The organism is Lichenihabitans psoromatis (assembly GCF_004323635.1).
Taxonomy (GTDB): Bacteria; Pseudomonadota; Alphaproteobacteria; order Rhizobiales; family Beijerinckiaceae; genus Lichenihabitans; species Lichenihabitans psoromatis.
The window spans coordinates 3936462-3958051 of sequence record NZ_CP036515.1; the positions used below are offsets into that span (position 1 = coordinate 3936462).

The 21590-nt window shown below is 63.2% G+C and carries 18 protein-coding genes; 11 read left to right on the forward strand and 7 right to left on the reverse strand.

The features are described 5' to 3' along the window. Positions 1 to 124: 124 nt before the first annotated feature. Positions 125 to 3376, forward strand: a complete 3252-nt coding sequence (locus EY713_RS18365) for an Rne/Rng family ribonuclease (protein ID WP_131117771.1) — start codon at positions 125 to 127, stop codon at positions 3374 to 3376. A gap of 107 nt (positions 3377 to 3483) precedes the next feature. On the opposite strand, the gene EY713_RS18370 is transcribed toward EY713_RS18365, so the two are convergent. Then, entirely contained in the window at positions 3484 to 4668 is a 1185-nt protein-coding gene (locus EY713_RS18370; protein WP_131117774.1) for a pyridoxal phosphate-dependent aminotransferase, read from the reverse strand. A gap of 246 nt (positions 4669 to 4914) precedes the next feature. On the opposite strand from EY713_RS18370, the gene EY713_RS18375 reads away from it, so the two are divergent. The 5 genes from EY713_RS18375 (at position 4915) to EY713_RS18395 (ending at position 10368) form a co-directional block, all read left to right on the forward strand. Continuing rightward, the gene (locus tag EY713_RS18375) at positions 4915 to 5718 is read left to right on the forward strand and encodes a DsbA family protein (protein WP_245572782.1); all 804 of its coding nucleotides are present in this window, start codon (positions 4915 to 4917) and stop codon (positions 5716 to 5718) included. A 28-nt stretch (positions 5719 to 5746) separates the two neighbouring features. Beyond that, positions 5747 to 6193: a type II 3-dehydroquinate dehydratase gene (gene aroQ, locus EY713_RS18380; RefSeq protein ID WP_131117777.1), complete on the forward strand. Its 447-nt coding sequence runs from the start codon at positions 5747 to 5749 to the stop codon at positions 6191 to 6193. A gap of 113 nt (positions 6194 to 6306) precedes the next feature. Beyond that, the gene (gene accB / locus EY713_RS18385) at positions 6307 to 6759 is read left to right on the forward strand and encodes an acetyl-CoA carboxylase biotin carboxyl carrier protein (RefSeq protein WP_245504076.1); all 453 of its coding nucleotides are present in this window, start codon (positions 6307 to 6309) and stop codon (positions 6757 to 6759) included. Between the two features lie 76 nt (positions 6760 to 6835). Next, on the forward strand, positions 6836 to 8191 hold the full coding sequence (accC, locus tag EY713_RS18390) for an acetyl-CoA carboxylase biotin carboxylase subunit (RefSeq protein WP_131117783.1): 1356 nt from the start codon (positions 6836 to 6838) through the stop codon (positions 8189 to 8191). 59 nt (positions 8192 to 8250) lie between these two features. Further along, positions 8251 to 10368, forward strand: coding sequence for a PAS domain-containing hybrid sensor histidine kinase/response regulator (locus tag EY713_RS18395; RefSeq protein WP_131117786.1), 2118 nt, complete (start codon positions 8251 to 8253; stop codon positions 10366 to 10368). A 21-nt stretch (positions 10369 to 10389) separates the two neighbouring features. Here EY713_RS18395 and EY713_RS18400 read toward each other — a convergent pair whose 3' ends face one another. Next, positions 10390 to 11682: an RsmB/NOP family class I SAM-dependent RNA methyltransferase gene (locus tag EY713_RS18400; RefSeq protein WP_131117789.1), complete on the reverse strand. Its 1293-nt coding sequence runs from the start codon at positions 11680 to 11682 to the stop codon at positions 10390 to 10392. Here EY713_RS18400 and EY713_RS22860 point away from each other — a divergent pair. After that, on the forward strand, positions 11645 to 11932 hold the full coding sequence (locus tag EY713_RS22860; RefSeq protein ID WP_165490974.1) for a hypothetical protein: 288 nt from the start codon (positions 11645 to 11647) through the stop codon (positions 11930 to 11932). The two genes, EY713_RS18400 and EY713_RS22860, sit on opposite strands and share 38 nt — an antisense overlap. A gap of 61 nt (positions 11933 to 11993) precedes the next feature. On the opposite strand, the gene EY713_RS18405 is transcribed toward EY713_RS22860, so the two are convergent. Next, on the reverse strand, positions 11994 to 12416 hold the full coding sequence (locus EY713_RS18405) for an MAPEG family protein (protein WP_131117793.1): 423 nt from the start codon (positions 12414 to 12416) through the stop codon (positions 11994 to 11996). 24 nt (positions 12417 to 12440) lie between these two features. Continuing rightward, positions 12441 to 13931, reverse strand: coding sequence for an IMP dehydrogenase (gene guaB, locus EY713_RS18410; protein ID WP_131117796.1), 1491 nt, complete (start codon positions 13929 to 13931; stop codon positions 12441 to 12443). Between the two features lie 280 nt (positions 13932 to 14211). Here guaB and EY713_RS18415 point away from each other — a divergent pair, with 280 nt between their 5' ends. Further along, positions 14212 to 15648: an MFS transporter gene (locus tag EY713_RS18415; RefSeq protein ID WP_131117799.1), complete on the forward strand. Its 1437-nt coding sequence runs from the start codon at positions 14212 to 14214 to the stop codon at positions 15646 to 15648. Here EY713_RS18415 and EY713_RS18420 read toward each other — a convergent pair. The 3 genes from EY713_RS18420 to EY713_RS18430 form a co-directional block, all read right to left on the reverse strand. Further along, complete coding sequence (locus EY713_RS18420) at positions 15645 to 16406, reverse strand: RlmE family RNA methyltransferase (protein ID WP_131117801.1); 762 nt, start codon at positions 16404 to 16406, stop codon at positions 15645 to 15647. The two genes, EY713_RS18415 and EY713_RS18420, sit on opposite strands and share 4 nt — an antisense overlap. After that, the gene (locus EY713_RS18425; RefSeq protein ID WP_245573030.1) at positions 16403 to 17464 is read right to left on the reverse strand and encodes a Ppx/GppA phosphatase family protein; all 1062 of its coding nucleotides are present in this window, start codon (positions 17462 to 17464) and stop codon (positions 16403 to 16405) included. The genes EY713_RS18420 and EY713_RS18425 overlap by 4 nt, the downstream gene beginning before the upstream one ends. 135 nt (positions 17465 to 17599) lie before the next feature. Then, positions 17600 to 18394, reverse strand: a complete 795-nt coding sequence (locus tag EY713_RS18430; protein ID WP_342635958.1) for a TerC family protein — start codon at positions 18392 to 18394, stop codon at positions 17600 to 17602. A gap of 204 nt (positions 18395 to 18598) precedes the next feature. Here EY713_RS18430 and EY713_RS18435 point away from each other — a divergent pair, with 204 nt between their 5' ends. The 3 genes from EY713_RS18435 to xth all read left to right on the forward strand — a co-directional run bounded on the left by EY713_RS18435 (position 18599) and on the right by xth (position 21588). After that, positions 18599 to 19822 (forward strand): FAD-dependent monooxygenase, encoded by a 1224-nt coding sequence (locus EY713_RS18435; protein ID WP_131117807.1) that lies wholly within the window; start codon positions 18599 to 18601, stop codon positions 19820 to 19822. A gap of 93 nt (positions 19823 to 19915) precedes the next feature. Continuing rightward, the gene (locus EY713_RS18440) at positions 19916 to 20788 is read left to right on the forward strand and encodes a lysophospholipid acyltransferase family protein (RefSeq protein ID WP_131117810.1); all 873 of its coding nucleotides are present in this window, start codon (positions 19916 to 19918) and stop codon (positions 20786 to 20788) included. A 23-nt stretch (positions 20789 to 20811) separates the two neighbouring features. Continuing rightward, positions 20812 to 21588 carry an exodeoxyribonuclease III gene (gene xth / locus EY713_RS18445; RefSeq protein ID WP_131117813.1) on the forward strand — a complete coding sequence of 259 codons (777 nt, stop codon included), beginning with the start codon at positions 20812 to 20814 and terminating at the stop codon, positions 21586 to 21588. Positions 21589 to 21590 lie beyond the last annotated feature (2 nt).

Genomic DNA, 21590 nt, shown 5'->3' on the forward strand with positions numbered 1-21590 from the left:
CGCCTCTTCTTCCCCATAACAGCAACATATGCCGGCACCCTGCCGCGTCTCGTCTTGCACCCTGGCTCATCGCCAGCGGCGACGACGGCGCGCGGGGTGCTTCGGCCAAACCATAGAGTTCGCCATGGCCAATAAAATGATCATCGACGCCGCACACCCGGAGGAAACCCGGGTCGTGGTGCTGCGCGGCAATCGGGTCGAGGAATTCGATTTCGAAGCCGCCAATAAGAAGCAGTTGCGCGGCAACATTTATCTCGCGAAGGTCACGCGCGTTGAACCGTCCTTGCAGGCCGCCTTCATCGAATATGGCGGCAACCGCCACGGCTTTCTGGCCTTTTCGGAAATCCACCCCGATTATTACCAGATCCCCGTCGCCGATCGACAGGCGCTTCTCGACGAAGAAGCCCGCTCGCACGAGGACGAGGAAGACGACACCCGCTCGCCCAGCGCAAACAATAGCGGTAACGGCAACGGCAATGGTGGCCATCGGCGCAGCCGGCGGCATCGTCGCGGCGATCGCCCGGCTTCGGCCGAGAAGCGCGCCAACCCCAACGGCGAATCGATTTCGAGCGATGCGATCGGCAGCGATCTGGTCTCGTCCGATCCGACGATGGCGGCCGACGGCCAGGACGAAACCGGCCTTGAGCGAGGCGGCCTCAATCAGGCGGCGGGTTCCGAGGACCCGAGCGCGGCTGACTTCCTCGCTATCCAGGCTGATGAGCCGACCGACCCCCTCTTTCAGGATGCGGAGATCCACGCTGGCGAGTCGCAAATGGCAGTGTCGGATCAGGCTTTGTCCGAGACGACCGAGGGTGTCGACCATGCCGACGATGCCGGCTTCGACAATGCCGACCGCAGCGAGGACGACGACTCGCGCGACGATGTGACGACCTTCGAGCATGGCTTTGAGGCCGCGCACGAGCCGGCGGAGAATGACCAGGCCGGCCACGAGGACCGCAAGAGCGACGGCCAGCATCACGACCCCGAGCAGAATGACGCCGAAGAAGATGGCGTCGAGCAGCTGGGCGGAGACGCCATGGAAGACGTGCCGCAGCGCACGTCACGCCCGCGCCGCCATTACAAGATCCAGGAAGTGATCAAGCGCCGCCAGGTTCTGCTGGTTCAGGTCGTCAAGGAGGAGCGCGGCAACAAGGGCGCGGCGCTGACGACCTATCTGTCGCTCGCCGGTCGCTATTCGGTGCTGATGCCGAACACGGCGCGTGGCGGTGGCATCTCGCGCAAGATCACCGATGCGGAAGATCGCAAGCGCCTGAAGGCGATCGCGCAGGAATTGGAAGTGCCGGAAGGCATGGGCATCATCCTGCGGACGGCCGGTGCCGCTCGCGGTATGCCCGAGGTGAAGCGTGACTTCGAATATCTGATGCGGATGTGGGAGACGGTGCGCGAGACGACGCTGAAATCATCCGCTCCGACGCTCGTTTACGAGGAAGGCTCGCTGATCAAACGGTCGATCCGCGATCTCTACGGCAAGGAAGTCGACGAGGTGATCGTGGCCGGCGACGAGGGCTATCGCGAAGCCCGCGAATTCATGCGCCTGCTGATGCCGACCCACACCAAGAACGTGATCGCCTACCGCGACCCGCAGCCGATCTTCGCCAAATCCGGCGTCGAGGCGCAACTCGACGCGATGTTCTCGAACCAGGTGGTGCTCCGCTCGGGCGGCTATCTGGTGATCAACCAAACCGAAGCGCTCGTTGCGATCGACGTGAACTCGGGTCGGTCGACCCGCGAACATAACATCGAGGATACGGCGCTCCGCACCAATCTCGAAGCCGCCGACGAAATCGCGCGCCAGTTGCGACTGCGCGATCTCGCCGGCCTGATCGTGGTCGATTTCATCGACATGGAAGAAGGGCGTAACGATCGCGCCGTCGAGCGGCGCATCAAGGACGCCCTGAAGAACGATCGCGCCCGCATCCAGATCGGCCGCATCTCACACTTCGGTCTGCTCGAGATGTCGCGTCAGCGCATGCGGACCGGCGTGCTTGAAGGGTCGACCGTCATGTGCCCGCATTGCGCCGGCTCCGGCACGGTTCGGTCGGTGTCGTCGATCGCGCTGCACGTGCTGCGTCTGCTTGAAGATTCGCTCATCAAGTCGGCCGCCTACAACCTCGTGGTTCGCACCCGGCCCGACGTTGCGCTCTACATCCTCAATCAGAAGCGCGCCAACCTGCTCGATCTCGAGGCCCGGTTCGGTGTCTGTATCAACGTCTTCTCCGATCCGCTGATGAACGGCACGGTCTATCATGCGATCGATCGGGGGGCCGAAGCGACGCCGCCGCAATTGCTGAGCTTCCGGCCGGATGTGAGCCACGCGGCTTCCGCCATCGATGCTCTGGTGCAAGAAGAAGACGACCTCGACGCCGCCGCTGAGGAATTTGAAGAGGTCGAGACCGAAACCGGCTCCGAGGCCCAACCTGTCCAGGCTCGCGACGGCCAGACTGGCGAGCGCAGCGAAGGTGAGGGCGATGGATCGCGCCGCCGCAAGCGTCGTCGGCGTCGGCGTGGGCGTGACAATCAGAGCCAGTTCGCGACATCCGAGGGTGAACAGCAAGGTGGCGAAGCCGGTCTCGACGAGACAGACGGCACGGACGAAGAGGCTGGCGAACTCGCCTTCGAGGGTCGCGAGAGCGACGATATCGCCGTTACGGTCGATCGCAGCACCGGCGATCACGAGGTCGAAAATGTAGCGGACGTCACGGCCGACCCGATCGTCGCCGAAACGACGACCGACGTTTCTGTTCTGTCGTTGGCCGACGCGGATCAGCCCGTCTCTGCCTCTATCGAACCTGCAACCGCCGAACCTGCGGTGCTTGCCGACACCGTATCGGACGAAGCTGGGACAGCGGAGGCCGCACCGGTCGAAGCGCCGCGCCGCCGTCGCCCGCGCCGCCCAACCCGCAGCGCGGAGGCGGCAGCCGCCAGCGTGGCCGATCTCGACATGGGATCCCCTGCGGCGAGCCTCGATGCCGCCACCGACCCGGTCGATGAGGTGGTCGCGCCAGCCCGGCGTCCCCGCCGGTCACGTGCGCGGGTCGCCGAGGCCGTGACGGAGGTGTCGGCAGATCTCAGCCGCCCGTCCGCCGACCGTGATGTCGGTGCGGATACGGCCGAGCACCACCCAGCACAGGTGACCACGTCGCGCGAGCAGCCGGAATTGCCGTTGAGCAACGCGTCTCCGACGGTGCCCGCACCTGCGACCACGCTCGAGACTGTCGCCGAGGCGCCCACGCCTCATGCTGACCCGAGCGAGCCGGTTGCAACCGAAGCTGAGGCCGAGGTTGTCGACCCGGACCGGCCGAAGCGGTCAGGCTGGTGGCAGCGCGCCAAAGCGACCTTCACGACAGGGTCGTGAGGGTCATCTGAAGCACGCGAAAAATTAAAGCGATCCCGGCCTTGTGCCGGGATTTGCTTTTCGGCCACGCGTGACGCTTGAGGGCTGCCGATCCGTCGAGGCTCGTCTTAGGGCTTCAGCCAATCGCCCAGTCTCGTGACCGCCTGCTGAACGTCACTCGGCGCGCCCGCAAAGGACAGCCGCATCGTGCGATGACCACGGTCGCGATCGAAATCGATGCCGGGCGTCGCGGCCACGCCTGTCTCGGCCAGCATCCGGTTGCAGAAGGCGACCGAGTCGTTGGTGAACCGGCCGACATCGACATAGACGTAGAAAGCGCCGTCGACGGGATGAAAATCTCCGAGCCCGATCCGCGGCAAAGCGTCGAGCAGATGAGCCCGGCTGGTCGCATAGGTCTGCTTGATGAGATCGAGTTCAGCCGTGGCGTCGAAGGCCGCGATGGCCGCGATCTGGCTCAAGGTCGGGACCGAGATCGAGAGGCTCTGCTGAAGGCGCTCGACCGGACGAACGAGCGCCTCGGGCAGGATCAACCAACCGACGCGCCAGCCCGTCATGCAGTAATATTTCGAAAAGGAGTTCACCACGATGGCGTCGTCGGAGAAGGCGAGAGCCGTGTCGGCAGCGCGCTCGTAAGTCAGTCCGTGGTAGATTTCGTCAGAAATGAACGCCACGCCGGCCCCATCGCAGAACGCGGCGACGTCTCTGAGGTCATCCGTCGTCATCATCGTGCCGCTCGGGTTGCCGGGGCTCATCAGCAACACGCCATCCAGCGGTTTTTCCGCATGCGCGCGAGCCAGCATATCCGCCGCGACGACGTGGCGGCTCGCGACGGTCGTCTCCAGGGACACCACCTCGATACCGAGCGCCTCAAGGATGTTGCGATAGGCCGGGTAGCCCGGCGCAGCGATCGCGACCCGCGCCCCGACATCGAAGAGAGCCAGGAACGACAGGATGAACCCGCCTGAGGAACCGGTGGTGACGGCGACGCGGTTCGGCGTAACCTCGACCCCATAAGTGTCGTGATAGTGTTGCGCGATCCGCGCCCGGAGCGCCGGAAGTCCGAGCGCTTCGGTGTAGCCGATACGGCCGGCCTCCAGCGCCCGGATCGCCGCCTGACGAATGCGCTCGGGCGCAACGCCACCGGGTTCGCCGACCTCGAGATGCAGGATGCTTTCTCCTGCTCGCTCGCGCAACCCGGCCGCGCTAAAGACATCCATGGCCAGAAACGAGGTAATTTGGCTCCGCTTGGATGCGTTGAGGCGATACGGCTTTTGGCGAGGCTGGTTTGTCATGCCACGCGCATAGAGCAAGATCGCGGTGGATGAAACGCCTTTACGGTCGCGACAGCCGCGTTGCATCGTCGGCAGCGGCTCAATACCGACATGATTCTTCAGTAGCGGTATCGATGTTTTGACAACGTCCCAAGAATTTTGACGATGTCCCAAGAACGCCCTATCTCAGAGTGCGTGTATCGGACTCGTTGATGGTTCGGCATGCTGTCTTGAAGCCGAAGAAACGCCCTGCTTTGAAAGATCGTCATGTTTTCTGACATTCGGCCCATGTCGCTGCTCGTTTTCCGCCGTCCCCTCGAGGTCATCGCCACGGCGATGATGCTCGGCTCCGCTATCGTGGCTCCGGCCTCTGCTGCCGAGTTCACGGATGCCCAAAAGGCGGCGCTCGGCCCGATCATCCGAGACTATCTTGTGCAAAATCCTGAGGTGGTTCGTGATGCGATCGCGGCCTTGGACAAGAAGCAAAAGGACGACGAAGAGACGCGACGCCTGCAGGCGGTCGACACGAGTTCGTCCGACCTCTTCAACTCGCCCTATCAGGCAACGCTTGGCAACCCGAGCGGCAAGGTCACGCTGGTCGAATTTTTCGATTACAATTGTGGCTACTGCAAGCGGGCGCTCGACGACACCGCCAAGTTGCTGAAATCCGAACCCGAATTGAAAGTCGTGCTGAAAGACTTCCCGGTGCTCGGCCCGGGGTCGGTCGAGGCGGCGCAAGTGGCGGGTGCGGTCCGGAACCAATTCAAGGGCGACAAATTCTGGCAGTATCATTACAAGCTGCTGTCGAGTCACGGCCCCGTCGGCAAGGCTCAGGCGCTCTCCGTCGCCAAGGATCTTGGCGCCGATATGGATCAAATCGCCAAGGACATGGACAAGCCCGAGATTCGCGCCGGCATTCAACAGAATATGCAGCTCGCCGATATGTTGAGCCTGACTGGGACACCATCCTATGTGGTCGGCAAGGATGTCGTCGTTGGTGCGGTCGGCTATGACGAACTTAAAGGCCGCGTCGACAACAACCTGCGTTGCGGCAAGGCGGAATGCTCGTGAGCCCGAAACGCCTGGCGACTGAAGCCTGATGACGACCGTCTTCGTCCTGAACGGGCCGAACCTCAATCTTCTCGGCACGCGCGAACCTTCGATCTACGGGACCGATACGCTGGCGAGTATCGAGAGCGACCTACGGGCTCAGGCGCTTCCGCACGGCGTCGACATCGTCTTTCGTCAATCCAACCACGAGGGCGATCTTGTCGACTGGATTCAAGAGGCCGGTCAGGCGGGTAACCCCGTTATTCTGAACGCCGGAGCCTTGACCCACACGTCAATTGCGCTGCATGACGCCATAAAAGCGGTTGCGGCGAGTGTGGTGGAGGTTCATCTCTCCAATACGCATCGGCGTGAACCGTTCCGGCATCATTCTTTCGTCTCCCCCGTAGCCACAGGCGTCATCATGGGTTTCGGCGCGCGCTCTTATACGCTCGCGCTCGAGTCCATCCTGTCGTCGAACGTCAAGAGCAACTCATGATTCGTAACGGCGTGCGATCGCGCGGCAAGTCGCCCGAAGCTGTCGAGGCACCCGGCTCAGCGCCCTCCGATGGGGCAGGTCCGGTTTCCGAGACCGGCATCGACGCCAGCCTCATGCGGCAGCTCGCGCATCTGATCAGCGAAAGCGATCTCGCCGAACTGGAAGTCGAAAAGGGCGACCTTCGAATTCGCCTCGTCCGCTACTCGCCGGCCCCCGCCTCGCATCAGCATGCGATTTCCGCCCCCGTTGCGACCACGACCACCATTCCAGTGGCGGCCGCCCTGTCTCCAGCGGCTGTGGTGCCGGCTTTGTCGCCCAGCGACGCGGATCATCCAGGCGCCGTCAAATCCCCGATGGTCGGCACCGCCTATCGCCGCGCAAGCCCGGACAGCAAAGCCTTCGTCGAGATCGGCTCCGTCGTGAAAGCGGGCGAAAAGCTATTGCTGGTCGAGGCGATGAAGACGTTCAACGAAATCGTTGCGCCGCGCGCCGGAACCGTGACCGCGATCTTCATCGATGACGGGCAGCCGGTCGAATATGGCGAACCTCTCCTCGTGATCGAGTAAAGCCACCGAACCGATCCTTCGGCTGGCCGGTATCGGCCGTTTGCCGCCATGCCTTTATTAGAGTGCGCGAAACCTCATGTTCCAAAAGATCCTCATCGCCAATCGCGGCGAGATCGCCCTGCGCATTCTTCGGGCCGCCAAAGAACTCGGCATCGCCACCGTCGCGGTGCATTCGACAGCCGACGCCGAAGCCATGCATGTGAAGCTGGCCGACGAAAGCGTCTGTATCGGGCCGCCTGCAGCGCGCGACTCCTACCTCAACATCCCGGCCCTCCTGACCGCTTGTGAAATCACAGGCGCGGATGCGATCCATCCCGGCTACGGATTTCTGTCCGAGAATGCGCGATTTGCCGACATTCTGGCCGAACACAAGATCGCCTTCATCGGTCCAAAAGCCGACCACATCCGGATCATGGGCGACAAGATCGAGGCCAAGCGCACCGCCAAAGCGCTTGGCATCCCGTGCGTCCCTGGGTCGGAGGGGGGTATCACCGACGATGAGGAAGCCCTGCAGGTCGCAGAGGAGATCGGCTACCCGGTCTTGGTGAAGGCCGCATCGGGCGGCGGTGGCCGTGGCATGAAGGTCGCGCGCACCAAAGCGGACCTCAGTGACGCGCTTGCGATGGCGCGAACCGAAGCAAAGGCAGCTTTCGGCGATGATGCGGTCTATCTCGAGAAATATCTCGAAAAACCCCGTCACATCGAGATCCAGGTGCTCGGGGACGGCAAGGGCAACGCCATCCATCTCGGCGAGCGCGACTGCTCGATCCAGCGCCGTCATCAAAAGCTGTGGGAAGAGGGCCCCTCGCCCGCGCTTGATGATCGTCAGCGCGAGGACATTGGTGAGATCGTCGCGGCTGCGATGCGGAAGCTCGGCTATATCGGGGTCGGCACGGTCGAGTTTCTCTACGAGAACGGCCAGTTCTTCTTCATCGAGATGAACACGCGCATTCAGGTCGAACATCCGGTGACCGAAATGATCACTGGGATCGATCTTGTGAACGAGCAGATCAAGATCGCGGCCGGCTTACCGCTGACGATTCAGCAATCCGACGTGCGTCTGTCGGGTCATGCGATCGAATGCCGGGTCAATGCCGAGAACCCGGAAAACTTTCGGCCCTCGCCGGGGCGCATCAGCTATTATCACCCGCCCGGCGGTCTCGGTGTCCGGGTTGATAGCGCAGTCTACCAAGGCTATCTGATTCCGCCGAATTATGATTCGCTCGTCGGCAAGCTCGTGGTTCATGGCCGCACGCGAAGCGAGGCCCTGATGCGGTTGCGCCGCGCGCTTGACGAGTTCGTGATCGATGGCATCGAAACAACATTACCGCTGTTTCGCGTTCTCGTGCGGAATGCTGATATGCAAAACGGCGATTATGACATTCACTGGCTCGAGCATTTCCTGGCCGATGGGGGCATGTCGGCGCAATAAAGGCGCATCTCGACGGCGTCTCGCGTTTTCAAAGCCTCGACGCTTACGGGTGGTGACGCATGGCGGTTGACGAGATCCGGACCAGTGCGACGAGGGTCGTGCGAGAGGTCGGCACGCTCCAGCGCGATAGCGTGGCGCTTTATGCGGTTCTCGAGCAGTTGCCGCTCGGCATCGTGTTGGCGGACATTCCGTCCGGTCTCATCGTCTTTCACAATCGCCGCGCCGAGGAGATTTTGGGCGAGGCCGTCACGGCGTTAAGGTCCGTCGCCGACCTCGAACTTCTCGGCGGCCTTCACGCCGATGGAACGCCGTTCGATTGCGATGACTATTCGCTGGCCAAGACCGTGCGCGGTCACGTCGCCATCGAAGATCGCGACATTCTCATCCGACGCCGGGATGGGACGACGTTGCAACTCTCCGTCAGTTCGGCCGCGATTGCGGGCCCGAGCGGTGAACCGATCTACGCCATCTGCAGCTTCCACGACGTCTCGGCGCAAAGGCGCAGTGCGGATGAACTCCGCGCCACCTCGGTCAGCATGAGGCTGGCGACCGAGGCCGCTAAGCTCGGTCGGTGGGATCACGACATAGCCAGCGGAACTCGCTTCTGGGATGAGCGCAATAAGGCGCTTTTTGCCACGGCGGGAGATGCAGACCGGGCTGCTTCCGAGTCAGAGTATTTTCTGAGCCTCATCCATCCCGAGGATCGCGAGCGCGTCCAGCAGGCCATCAACGCCGCGATGCAGTCGCATCATTCACATGACTTCTACCAGGAATACCGGATCGGTGACGGCACCACTCCGACCATATGGGTCGCGAGCTACGGCACGACCTTGTTCGAAGACGATCGCTGCATCCGCTTCGTCGGCGTCACGCAGGACATTACCGAGGACAAGCGGCTCGAGGAGCGTTTGCAGCGCTCGAATGACGAACTCGAGGCGCAAGTGCGCGACCGCACGCTCGCGCTGCAATCGGCCAACGATCGTCTTGTCGCCGAAATGGCCGAGCGCGCGCGGGTCGAGAGCTCCTTGCGTCAGATGCACAAGATGGAAGCCGTGGGCCAATTGACGGGCGGCATCGCGCATGACTTCAACAACATGCTGACCGGGATCATCGGCAGCCTGGAGCTCATCAAACGCCGTGTCGCCAATGGACGCGCGGATGAGATCGGGCGGTTCATTGATGCGGCGATGGTCTCGGCCAACCGCGCCGCAGCCCTCACGCATCGGCTGCTGGCTTTTTCGCGTCGGCAGTCGCTCGAGGCTAAACCGGTGGATGTCGGCCGCCTCGTGATCTCGATGCAAGACTTGTTCGTGCGGACAATCGGGCCGTCCATCTCGCTCGATATCCGGGTTTCGGATACGGCGTGGCTGGCGCGCACCGATGAAAACCAGCTCGAAAACGCGTTGTTAAATTTGGTGATCAACGCGCGCGACGCGATGCCGGACGGCGGACTTTTGACGGTCGAGACCACGAATGCGCGGCTCGATCGCCACTCGGCCGATGCGTTCGGCGACCTTCAGCCGGGCGATTACCTGCTGCTCAGCGTCAGCGATACCGGCGCCGGCATGCCACCCGACGTGATCGCCAAAGCCTTCGAGCCGTTTTTCACGACCAAGCCGATCGGCCAAGGGACCGGGTTGGGCCTCTCGATGATCTACGGCTTCATGAAGCAAAGCGGCGGTCACGTTCTGATCTATAGCGAAGTCGGCCATGGAACGAGCGTCAAGCTGTATCTGCCGCGAGACCGATCAGACCCGAAACACCAAGCGCCGGAACCGTCGGAAGCCGTCACAGGCCACGCCAATGGTGATTGCGTTCTGGTGGTCGAGGACGAGCCCGCCGTCCGCATGCTGATCCTCGATGTGTTGGCGGACCTCGGCTACCGGACGTTTGAAGCCGGCGATGCCCCCTCGGCCTTGCCGATTGTCTCGTCCGATGAACGGATCGACCTACTCGTGACCGATGTCGGTCTGCCCGGCGTCAACGGGCGGCAGCTGGCCGAAATGGCGCGCCAAATCCGGCCCGACCTCAAGGTGCTGTTCATCACCGGCTATGCCGAGATCGCCGCCGTGCGCGGGGGCTTTCTCGCTCCGGGGATGGAGATGCTGAGCAAGCCCTTCGCGGTGAACGTGCTCAGCGCCAAAATCCGCAGCATGATCGAGGGGACAACCCGATAGCGGTTATGGCTCGCCTGCCGTTCAGGCCTTGACCAGCGCCGCCATGTAGAAGCCGTCGGTTCCGGTCGTGTGCGGGGTGAGGCGCAGCCCCGGGCCCAGGCGCGATGCGACCGAGGCAAGATCGTCGAGGCCGGCCGCATGCGTCAGGGTCGAGACCTCGACCGGCGACATGTCGCTTCGCTCGCCGAGCAGATGAGCAATCCGGTCTTCGTTTTCCTCACGCAGCACCGAGCAGGTGATGTAGGCAAGGCGGCCGCCCGGCTTCAAAAAACGACATGCTTGCGAGAGAACGAGATCCTGATCTTTCAGGCGTTCAGCCAAGGCGCCGGGGCGCATCCGCCACTTCGCATCCGGGTGGCGCCGCCAGGTGCCGGTTCCGGTACAGGGCGCATCGACGAGGACGAGATCGCAACGCCCTTCGAGATCGGCCACGACATCCTGCTCGCGTTTGGGCGAGCGAACCTGAATGTTGCGCGCATCTGCGCGCGCGATGCGATCGTAAATGGGCGCGAGACGACGGGCATCATCGTCCGTGGCATAGATCTGGCCCTTGTTGCCCATGATGGCCGCGAGCGCGAGCGTCTTTCCACCGCCGCCCGCGCAGAGGTCGAGCACCTGTTGGCCGGCCTGTGCGCCGCTGAGACGCGTCACAAGTTGTGAGCCCTCATCCTGGATCTCGACGTGACCCTTGAGATAGGATGGCTCGGTGCTGAGCGCCGGCGCCCGACCGTCGTCGCCCAAAGGCACCCGCAGGCCAACATCAGAACGCGGTGTCGGCTCGGCCCCAAGATGCGCGAGGGCCTTCAGGGCCTTCTCCCGGGTGGCCTTCAACATATTGACCCGCAAGTCGAGCGGTGCGCGCGCCGCGAGCGCACGCCCCTCAGCGGCGGCATCGCTCCCGAAGGCAGCCGTAAAGGCCTCGGCGAGCCATTCGGGATAGTTGCCGCGCACATGATCGGGCGCATCGTCGAGCGTCGCCACCGTCAAACGCAGGCGTTCGGCGTCGCTCAGCGCCGCAGGGGCGTGCCCTTCCCCGGTCGCCAAGGCGGCAAGCGTGTCGACGTCGAATCCGCGAAGGTCGCGCAACATGCCGAACAGGATCGCACGCGGCGTTTCCGCATCCATCAGCCAAGCCGCCGACGCTTTCACGCGAAGCGAATCATAGACGAGACTCGCGATGGCGGCACGATCCTTCGAGCCGGCAAATCGATGACCGATCCCCCATTCCTTCAGGCAGTCTGGCGCCGGGCGGCGTTGAAGGTCCATCACGGTCAGGATGTCGATTGCGGCAGAGAGCCGAGCGGCCGGTGTCATTGCGGTCTTGCGCCTTGTTAAAGCTTTGAAAAAAGAACAAAGAAACCACGCGTCCGAAGAAGCGGCATCTCCTGCTCGCGACGTTGTAGAAGAAAGTGACAAAATGTCGAAATTGATCAGCCGTTCAGCGCTCGCGCTGCTGGCTCTGTCATTGGCTGCCTGCGCCGCTGCGCCCCCGCCGCCGCCATCGATCCAGGCTCCGCCGCCGCGCCACGCCGATGCTAAGACGACCCTCGAAAACCATTACTGACGCGAGCCGCCGGGAGATGACGCGTTCCAGTCGTCTTCCGGCACCGTGAGGGTTCACCCGGTCACGCCCCGGCGAGGATCTCGAACCCGAAAATGATCCAAGCGATCGCCAGCACGACGCTGCTCGCCAAAAACGCGGGTCCCCGCAGCGACACGGTGTTGGAGGTCGTATGGATCAGCGCGTGCAAGACCCTGAACAGAACGAACAGCCATTCGAGGATGACGAACAGCAGGTCGGCCTTCCGCGTGACCATGACCAGCGGAACCAGGGCGAAAAACAGCACCGGCAGTTCAAACTGGTTGACGTAGCTGTTGCCGAACTGCGTGGCGCGCGGGGGCCAGACGTTCTGGCCGAGCGCGACATCATCGGTCGTCGTGGCACCCCGCGCGAGCGCCACTGTCCTCGACCAACACAACCCCGCCAGCACCCCATAAACCAGCAGGACCAGCACGAAGACAGGCGCAAGAATGCTGGCGACGCTCATGAGTTGCTCCGATTGGGCAAAACCTCAGATGCCGGTCGGGTAATTGGGGCTCTCGCGCGTGATCGCAACGTCATGGACGTGGCTCTCCCGCAAACCCGCGCCGGTGATCCGGACGAATTGGGCCTTGTCCTGAAACTCGCGTACGGTCGCGCCGCCGACATAGCCCATGGCGGCCCGAAGCCCGCCCGCCAGTTGATGCAGAATCGTGGCAGCCGGCCCACGATACGGAACCTGACCTTCGATCCCCTCCGGCACCAGCTTCAGCGCGTCCTTGATATCCTGCTGGAAGTATCGATCCGCCGAACCGCGCGCCATCGCGCCGACCGATCCCATTCCGCGATAGGCCTTGAAGGACCGTCCCTGGTAGAGAAACACCTCGCCGGGGCTCTCATCGGTACCGGCCAGCAGCGATCCGATCATGACCGCATCGGCGCCCGCCGCGATGGCCTTGGCAAAATCGCCGGAGAATTTGATGCCACCATCGCCGATGACCGGAACATCATGGCGGCGAGCCACTTCGGCGGCCTGCAGAATGGCGGTAAGTTGCGGCACGCCAACGCCCGCGACGATGCGGGTCGTGCAGATCGACCCGGGGCCGATACCGACCTTGATCGCATCGGCGCCCGCGTCGATCAGAGCCTTGGCGCCATCGCCCGTTGCGACATTGCCGGCAATGATCGCGACCTTGTTGGACTGCCGCTTCAAGCGGTTCACCTGATCGAGCACCTGCTGCGAATGGCCGTGAGCCGTATCGACGATGATACAATCGACCCCGGCATCGATCAGTTGAACGGATCGATCGAACCCCTTGTCGCCGACCGTCGAGGCCGCCGCAACCCGCAGGCGCCCCTCCCCATCTTTGCAGGCGTTCGGAAACAGAGTGGCCTTTTCCATGTCCTTGACCGTGATCAGGCCGACGCAACGGCCGTCGTCGTCAACGACGACGAGCTTCTCGATGCGGTGCACATGCAGGAGGCGGCGCGCCTCATCGAGGTTGACGCCCTCCCGAACCGTGATGACCGTTTTGGTCATCAGGCGCGACACGGGCTCGCTCGGATCGTCGGCGAAACGCACGTCGCGATTGGTCAGAATGCCGACCAACGGCGCGGGCTTGCCGGGAGGACCTTGCTCGACCACTGGAATGCCAGAGATATTGTAGCGCTTCATCATCGCCCAGGCGTCCGCAAGCGTCGCATCGGCATGGATCGTGATCGGGTTGACCACCATCCCGCTCTCGTAGCGTTTCACCTTGCGGACCTCTTCGGCCTGCGCGTCGGGATCGAGATTACGGTGGATCACGCCGATACCACCCGCCTGAGCCATGGTGATGGCCAACCGCGCTTCCGTGACCGTATCCATCGCCGATGAAATCAGCGGCAAGTTGAGGTCGATGCTACGGGTCAATCGCGTACGAAGATCCACCTGCCCCGGCATGACCACGGAATGAGCCGGAAGCAGCAGCACGTCGTCAAACGTCAAGGCTTCGGGAAATTGCGGATAGGCGATCGGGATCATGGGCCAACTCCACGTCGGGCGATGCGTCAGCAGAAGCAGACGCGCGCGACACGATTGTAAAAGATCGGGAACAATCCGCTTCGGTAGGCGGACTATAGTTGGCAGATGCCGTTAGCACGGTGAGGGTTTCGAGGAAAGTGTCACGATGCCCTGGAACGCGCGTCTTGTTGCAGCCCTGGAGAGCGTTTACAGCATGACGAGGTTGGCAGGGGCACAACGCGCAAATTTGCCAGCATCATCATGCCTCTTGCGCCTCGCCTTGTGCCACTAGGATAGAGCTGTGCCGAGCCGCCTTCTCACCCCGCTCATCATCGCCTGCGCGTTGTTCATGGAAAACCTCGACAGCACCGTCCTGGCGACATCGCTGCCGGCCATCGCGATCGATCTCCATGAAGATCCGATCGCCCTGAAGCTCGCGCTAACGTCTTACTTGCTCAGCCTCGCGATCTTCATCCCGGCGAGCGGCTGGGCCGCCGATCGATTTGGCGCTCGCACCATCTTTCGTGGCGCCATCGTGGTGTTTACGCTTGGATCGATCCTCTGTGGGTTCTCGAGCACCCTGCCCCAATTCATCGCCGCCCGCATTTTTCAGGGGTTGGGAGGCGCCATGATGGTGCCGGTCGGTCGCTTGGTGCTGCTTCGCTCGGTGCCGCGCAACGAGATCGTCCAAGCCTTGGCCTATCTGACGATGCCGGCGCTGATCGGTCCAATTCTCGGGCCGCCGCTCGGCGGTTTCATAACTACCTATTCGGATTGGCGCTGGATCTTCTGGATCAACGTTCCGATCGGTATCCTCGGCGTGACGCTCGCGACGCTCTTCATCGACGATGTGAAAGAGGCGGAGCCGCCGCGTCTCGACGTTCCAGGGTTTCTCCTCACGGGGTTCGGCCTGTCCGGTCTCATGTTCGGGATGTCCGTGGCGGGGCGCGGGTCGCTCCCGCCCCTCGTCACCGCAGGGCTGATCGGGAGTGGTGTGATCCTGCTCGGCTTGTATCTTCGACACGCCCGTAGGACCGCGTACCCGATCATCGACCTCGCGCTGCTTCGCGTTCCGACCTTTGCGGCGAGCCTCTACGGCGGTTTCCTGTTCCGGCTCGGCATCGGGGCGCTTCCGTTTCTTCTGCCGCTGCTGCTGCAACTCGGCTTCGGCCTCTCGCCCTTCCAGTCGGGCTGCCTCACGTTCGGCGCAGCAGCCGGCGCGTTCCTGATGAAGACGACAGCCCACCCGATTTTGCGGCGCTTCGGCTTCAGGCGCGTGCTGATCTTCAATGCGATCGTCAGTAGCCTCTTCTTGGCGCTCTACGGCCTTTTCACGGCCTCGACGCCCTGGTGGATGATGTTCGCTTTGCTGCTCGGCGGTGGCTTCTTCCGCTCGCTCGAATTCACCAGCATCAACGCCATCGCCTACGCGGATATCGACAATGCGGCCATGAGCCGGGCCACCAGCTTTGCCTCGGTGGTTCAGCAACTCTCGCTGTCGACGGGCGTGACGGTCGGCGCGGCCGTCATCGAATTCTCCCGACGAATCCATGGTGACAGCACGTTGCGGACCGAGGATTTCGGCGCCGCCTTCTTTCTGATCGCGCTGATCTCGGCCGCGTCCGCCTTGATCTTCATGCGACTGCCGCCGAGTGCCGCGGCGGCCCTGACCCAGCGCGGCGCGCGCCCCGCGCCTGCAATCGCCTCGGCCGCAACACCAGCCGGGCGAGACGGTTAGTCGGTCTCGGCCGACGCCTCGTCCGGGTGATGATCGATAGGCGTGCGCTTACCGCGAAACCCCGTCGCCAACACATAAAGTTCGGACGAGTCGGCGCGGCTGGATTGCGGCTTCACATGACGAACCGTGACAAAGTCGCGCTTCATCTCGGTCAGCAAGGCGCCTTCCGTACCGCCCTGCAGCACCTTTGCGAGGAACAGGCCGCCGGGGGCCAGGATCTCGCGCGCGAAAGCGAGCGCCAATTCGACGAGGGCCACGATTTTCAAATGGTCCGTCTTCCGATGGCCGACGGCATTGGCGGCCATGTCGGACAGCACGGCATCGACCGGACCGCCCATCATGGCGGTCAAACGCGCGGGCGCATCATCGTCGAGAAAGTTCATCTGCGTGAACTCGACGCCGGGCACCGGCTCCATTTCGAGGAGATCGATCGCGACGACGCGCCCTTTGCCGGTCTCCGACCCAACGCGACGCGAGGCGATCTGCGACCAGCCGCCCGGTGCAGCGCCGAGGTCGAGGACCCGCATGCCCGGCTTCAGAAGCTTATATTTGTCGTCGATCTCGATCAGCTTGTAGGTGGCTCGCGAGCGATACCCGTCGCGCTTGGCCTTCGCCACATAGGGGTCATTGAGCTGTCGGGATAGCCAAAGCGTGGACGACAAGGAGCGTTTCCTCGCCGTCTTCACGCGCGTTTTGAGCGAGCGGCCGCCTTCGCGTCCACCGGAGCCTGCGCCCCCGGCTCCGTTTCCTGTCGTCATTGCATCCGGCTTGTCTGTGCGTCGCGGCACCAAACGCCGTCGGCCGCCATCATCTGCATCAGCAAGCCTTCCCGCAAGCCCCGGTCTGCGATGCGAACGCGTTCGGATGGGAAAGCACGTCGGATCGCCTCGAAGATGGCGCAGCCAGCCAGCACCAGATCGGCGCGATCCGGGCCAATACAGCCATGTGCCACCCGCGCGTCGAAGCTCATGTTGCGAAGCCGCGCGATCGCCTCGTCGACATCGGCATGCGACATCCAGAGGCCATCGACCCGTCGCCGGTCGTAGCGGGGGAGATTGAGATGCACGCCAGCCAAGGTCGTGACCGTGCCGGACGTTCCGAGCAGGTGGAAGCGCGAACACCGCATCTCGCTGCGGGCGCGCTCGGCGAATTCCTTCATCTCGACGGTCACATAAGCCACCATGGCCTCGAAAACTGCCGGCGTAACGATGCGACCACCAAAGCTTTCGGCGAGCGACACCACACCGAGCCGCAGCGACGTCCAGAGTCGGATACGGTCGCGAATGCCCTCGTGCTCGCCGCTGCGGTTTTCCGTGTCCGATGCTCGCGTCAGCCAGACGACCTCCGATGAGCCGCCACCGATATCGAACAGAAGCACGCCTTCGGCGCGATCATCGGCCAGCGCGGCGCAGCCTGCCGTGGCAAGGCCCGCCTCCGTCTCGCGATCGACGATTTCGAGTTGAAGCCCGGTTTGAACGGCGACGCGATCGATGAAGGCCGCGCCATTGTCGGCGGCCCGGCAGGCTTCCGTCGCGATCAGCCTTGTCCGCGTGACGCGCCGAGAATCGAGCTTGTCACGACAGACGTGAAGCGCCGAGAGCGTGCGCTCGATCGCTTGCGGGCAGAGCCGTCCCGATTGACCGAGGCCCTCACCGAGCCGAACGATCCGGGAGAACGAGTCGATGACGCGAAAGCCAGCCGGTGCCGGACGGGCGATCAGCAGCCGACAATTGTTGGTGCCGAGATCGAGCGCGGCATAACATCGGTCGGTCGGGCCGGAACCGGACGCTTGCGGCGTCGCATTGTCCAAGCCGATCTGATCGGCATCACCCACACCCACCCCCGTGATCCACGCAACAGCGCCCCGATCGTGGAGCCCATCCGCAACCTACGATGCAGCGTTGCCCAAACGCAACGCCGGAAGCGGCATTGCGTCGCGATGAAGACCTGATCAGGATTTCAGCTTGGCAGTGGCCGGCGCTTTGACCGACGCGTTCCGCGCGACTGTCGATGCCTGTGCGGCGCGACGGCGATTGCGAGCCCAGATGTTGATGGCCTCGACCGCAGTCGAGAAGCCCATCGCCGCATAAATGTAGCCGCGTGGGATTTCGAAGCCCGATCCCTCCGCCACGAGCGCAAAACCGATCAAGACCAGAAAGCTGAGGGCCAACACCTTGGCGGTCGGATGCGCCTTGATGAAGGCCGCGACCGAGGTTGCGGCCAAATACATGGCCAGCAGCGCGATCACGATCGCAATGATCATGATCATGATGTCTTTCGCCATCCCGATCGCGGTCAGAATGCTGTCGATCGAGAACACCAGATCCATGACGGCGATGTTGACGATCACGATGCCGAAGGCGCGCGAGGTCGAGACCTTCGCGTCCGCCTCTTCGGTATGTTCGACTTCGCGGTGCAATTCGGTCGTGGCTTGCGCAATCAAGAAGAGACCGGCGGCCAGCAGGATCACGTCGCGCCAGGAAAATTCATGATCCCAGATGGTCGCGATCGGCTCGGTAAGATGGATCAACCACGTCAGCAGCGACAGGCACAGAACGCGGAAGGCGAAAGCCAGAACCAAGCCGAGCATTCTGGCGGTTGCGGCCTGTTTGGGCGGAAGCTTCGAGCTGATCAGCGACAGGAACACGACATTGTCGATGCCGAGCACAACTTCCATCGCGGTCAGCGTCAGAAGCGCGATCCAGCCGGACGGATGGTAGATCCAATCGAAGAGTTCGAGGTTCACGGTGGCTGTCGTCCCTACTGCGACGCCAATGCGCCAACCCCGCCCATATCGAGGTTATGCGACACTTTCGCCAGGGGTCAGGCCCAGAAACATAGGCGTGCTCGGGACTCGACAGGAGTTCGTCTCGATTTGAGGTCCGCGTTTCTTTGCCACGACCGCGAGATCGCTCTGGCTGAATCCGCGTCCCGACCGATATTGTGGCGCATGACTTCAAACCGCTCGACTCCCCTCACCGCAGACGTGATCGTGGCCGGCGCCGGCGCGGTCGGCCTTGCTCTCGCGATCGCCCTGGCCCGTGATGGGTTCTCGGTCGTCTCGCTCGGATCTGCGTCCGCCTCGCGCAACGGACGCACCGTCGCACTTCTCGACGGGTCTGTGCGGATGCTTCGCGCCTTGCAGGTTTGGCCTGGCCTCGAGGCGCTCGCGGCACCACTCGCCGTCATGCGGCTCGTCGACGATACGGGGTCTCTGTTCAGGGTACCGCCCGTCAATTTTAAAGCGAGCGAGATCGGACTGCCGGCCTTCGGCTACAATATCGAAAACGCCGATTTGGTGGAAAGCTTGATGCGTGTCGCCAACGACACTGTCGGTCTGGTCCGCGTCGACGCCTTGTTGCGGGACTTCCACCAAACCGAGGGCGGCATCGTGGTTCGCACCAACGGCGGACCGGAGATTGCCGCGCGCCTGCTGATCGCGGCCGACGGTGCGTCGTCGCCGACCCGCATCATGGCCGGCATCGCGACCCGCACGACGGACTACCCGCAAGTCGCCTTGACGACGGTGCTGCACCACGCCGCGCCGCACGGCAATGTGTCGACCGAGTTTCACACCCGCGAAGGTCCGTTCACGCTCGTGCCCCTGCCCGCGAATGACGACGCTCGGCATCGCTCCAGCCTCGTCTGGGTCATGACGCCCGCCAAAGCCTCGGAACGGCAGAGCCTCGCGCCGCTGGCCTTCGCACAAGCCATCGAATCGCAGTCGAGGTTGTTGCTAGGACGGGTGGAGCCACAGGGGACTGTCGGCCGGTTCCCCATCCGCAGCACGGTCGCCGATCGACTGGTCGGGACCCGATTGGCCCTTGCGGGCGAAGCCGCTCACGCCCTGCCGCCAATCGGGGCACAGGGATTGAACCTGAGTTTCCGTGACGCCGCGACCTTGGTCGATCATCTCGCCAAGGCTCGACAAGCGGGGCTCGATCACGGCAGCGCGACGGTGCTGGCCGGCTACGAGCGCGCCCGAATGGGTGACATCGCGATCCGGTCGCGCGGTGTCGACATGCTCAATTCGGCGCTGCTGTCACGCATGCTTCCGGTCGACCTGCTGCGAGGTGCTGGCCTGCTCGCTCTGGCGTCGATCCCGGCGGCGCGCCACGCCGTCATGCGCGAGGGGCTTCGCCCGCGACATGCGGTTCCGAGCCTGATGCGCTGATGCGTGCTTGACGGAGCGGTACAACATCAGCAATCAAACGCACGCAATCGCGACGACGCCGTGTCGGCGCGATCAGGAGTAGTCCACGCTTTCATGCCGCGCCTTGTGACGTCGCTCAAATTTGGGCTCGAATATGCCGGGTTCCAACTTGCGGCGCTGATCTTGGGATCGCTGAGCGTGGAGGCCGCCTCGAATCTGTCGGGGTCGATTTGGCGTAAGCTCGCGCCGCGCTTCCGCCGCCACGAGCGAGCGCTTGCCCATCTAGCCAGCGCCTTCCCCGAATTGTCGAGCGACGAACGCGAGGCGATCGCGATCGCGATGTGGGAAAATCTTGGACGCACGTTCGGCGAAGCGTTCCACCTCAAGGAAATTGCATCGAGCGGTCGGGTCACGATCGAAAACCAAGCAACTTTCGAAACCTGGGCGGCGCGCGAGGGCGGGAAGGTCGCCTGTGCCGGCCACCTCGGGAATTGGGAATTGGCGATCCTCGGCATCAGCCAGCGTGGCCTGAAGCCATGGAGCATCTATCAGCGGATCAAGAACCCCTATGTGGACCGCCGCGTCGCAGGGATGCGGGGCTTTCTCTATACGGGCGGTCTTGTTCAAAAAAACCCGGCGCTGCCCCGCCTTTTCATGCGCGTGCTGCGAGAGGGCGGCACGATTGGGTTTCTCGCCGATCTGCGCGAATTCAGCGGGGTCGATGTGCCGTTCTTCGGGCGGCTGGCTCCCTCGACCACCTTTCCGGCCTTGCTGGCGCGGAGCGTCAATGCGCCGATTCTCATGGTGCGGATGCAACGGCTTCCCGGTGTCCGTTTCGTGCAATCGTTCGAGTTGATCGAGACGCCCATCACCGAGGATCGAAAAGCGGACGTGACGAACGCGACCGCGATGATCCATGCTGCCTTCGAGCGTTATATTCGCGACCGTCCAGAGCAATGGATGTGGGCCCACCGGCGCTGGGGTTGAGTGCCGACCACGAAGGAGCCGCCTTGCGTATCGCCACGTGGAACGTCAATTCGGTGCGGCAGAGGCTCGAGCATCTTCTCGGCTACCTCAAGCAGGTCGAACCCGACGTCGTTTGCCTGCAAGAGCTGAAGTGCGTCGACGACGCCTTCCCCCGCGCCGAAGTCGAGGCTGTCGGCTACCACAGTCACGTGCATGGTCAGAAGGGCTTCAACGGCGTCGCGATCCTGACCAAGCGGGACGCGATCGTGACCTCCGGACTGCCGGGGGATCCGTCCGATGCTCAGGCCCGCTACATCGAGGCGATCGTGCCACACGGCGACCGATCGGTGCGGGTCGCCTCCCTTTACCTCCCGAACGGCAATCCGGTCGGAACCGAGAAATATCCTTATAAGCTCGGCTTCATGGACCGTCTCATCGCGCGCGCGCGCCACCTCCTCGACCACGAGGAAATCCTGGTGCTTGCGGGCGACTATAACGTCATCCCCGAAGCGATCGATGTCGCGGATCCGCAGAACTGGGTCAATGACGCGCTGTTCCTTCCCGAAACACGAGAGCGCTTCCGTTCGCTTCTCAATCTCGGTCTCGTCGATGCCGTCCGCGCCATGACGGATGAGGCCGGGCTCTATAGTTTTTGGGACTATCAGGCCGGCGCATGGCAGCGAAACCGGGGCATCCGGATCGACCACCTTCTTCTCTCGCCGCAGGCTGCGGACCGCCTTCAATCATTCTCGATCGACAAGGATCTCCGAGCGCTCGACAAACCGTCCGATCACGTCCCGGTTCGGATCGACCTCGCCTGAGC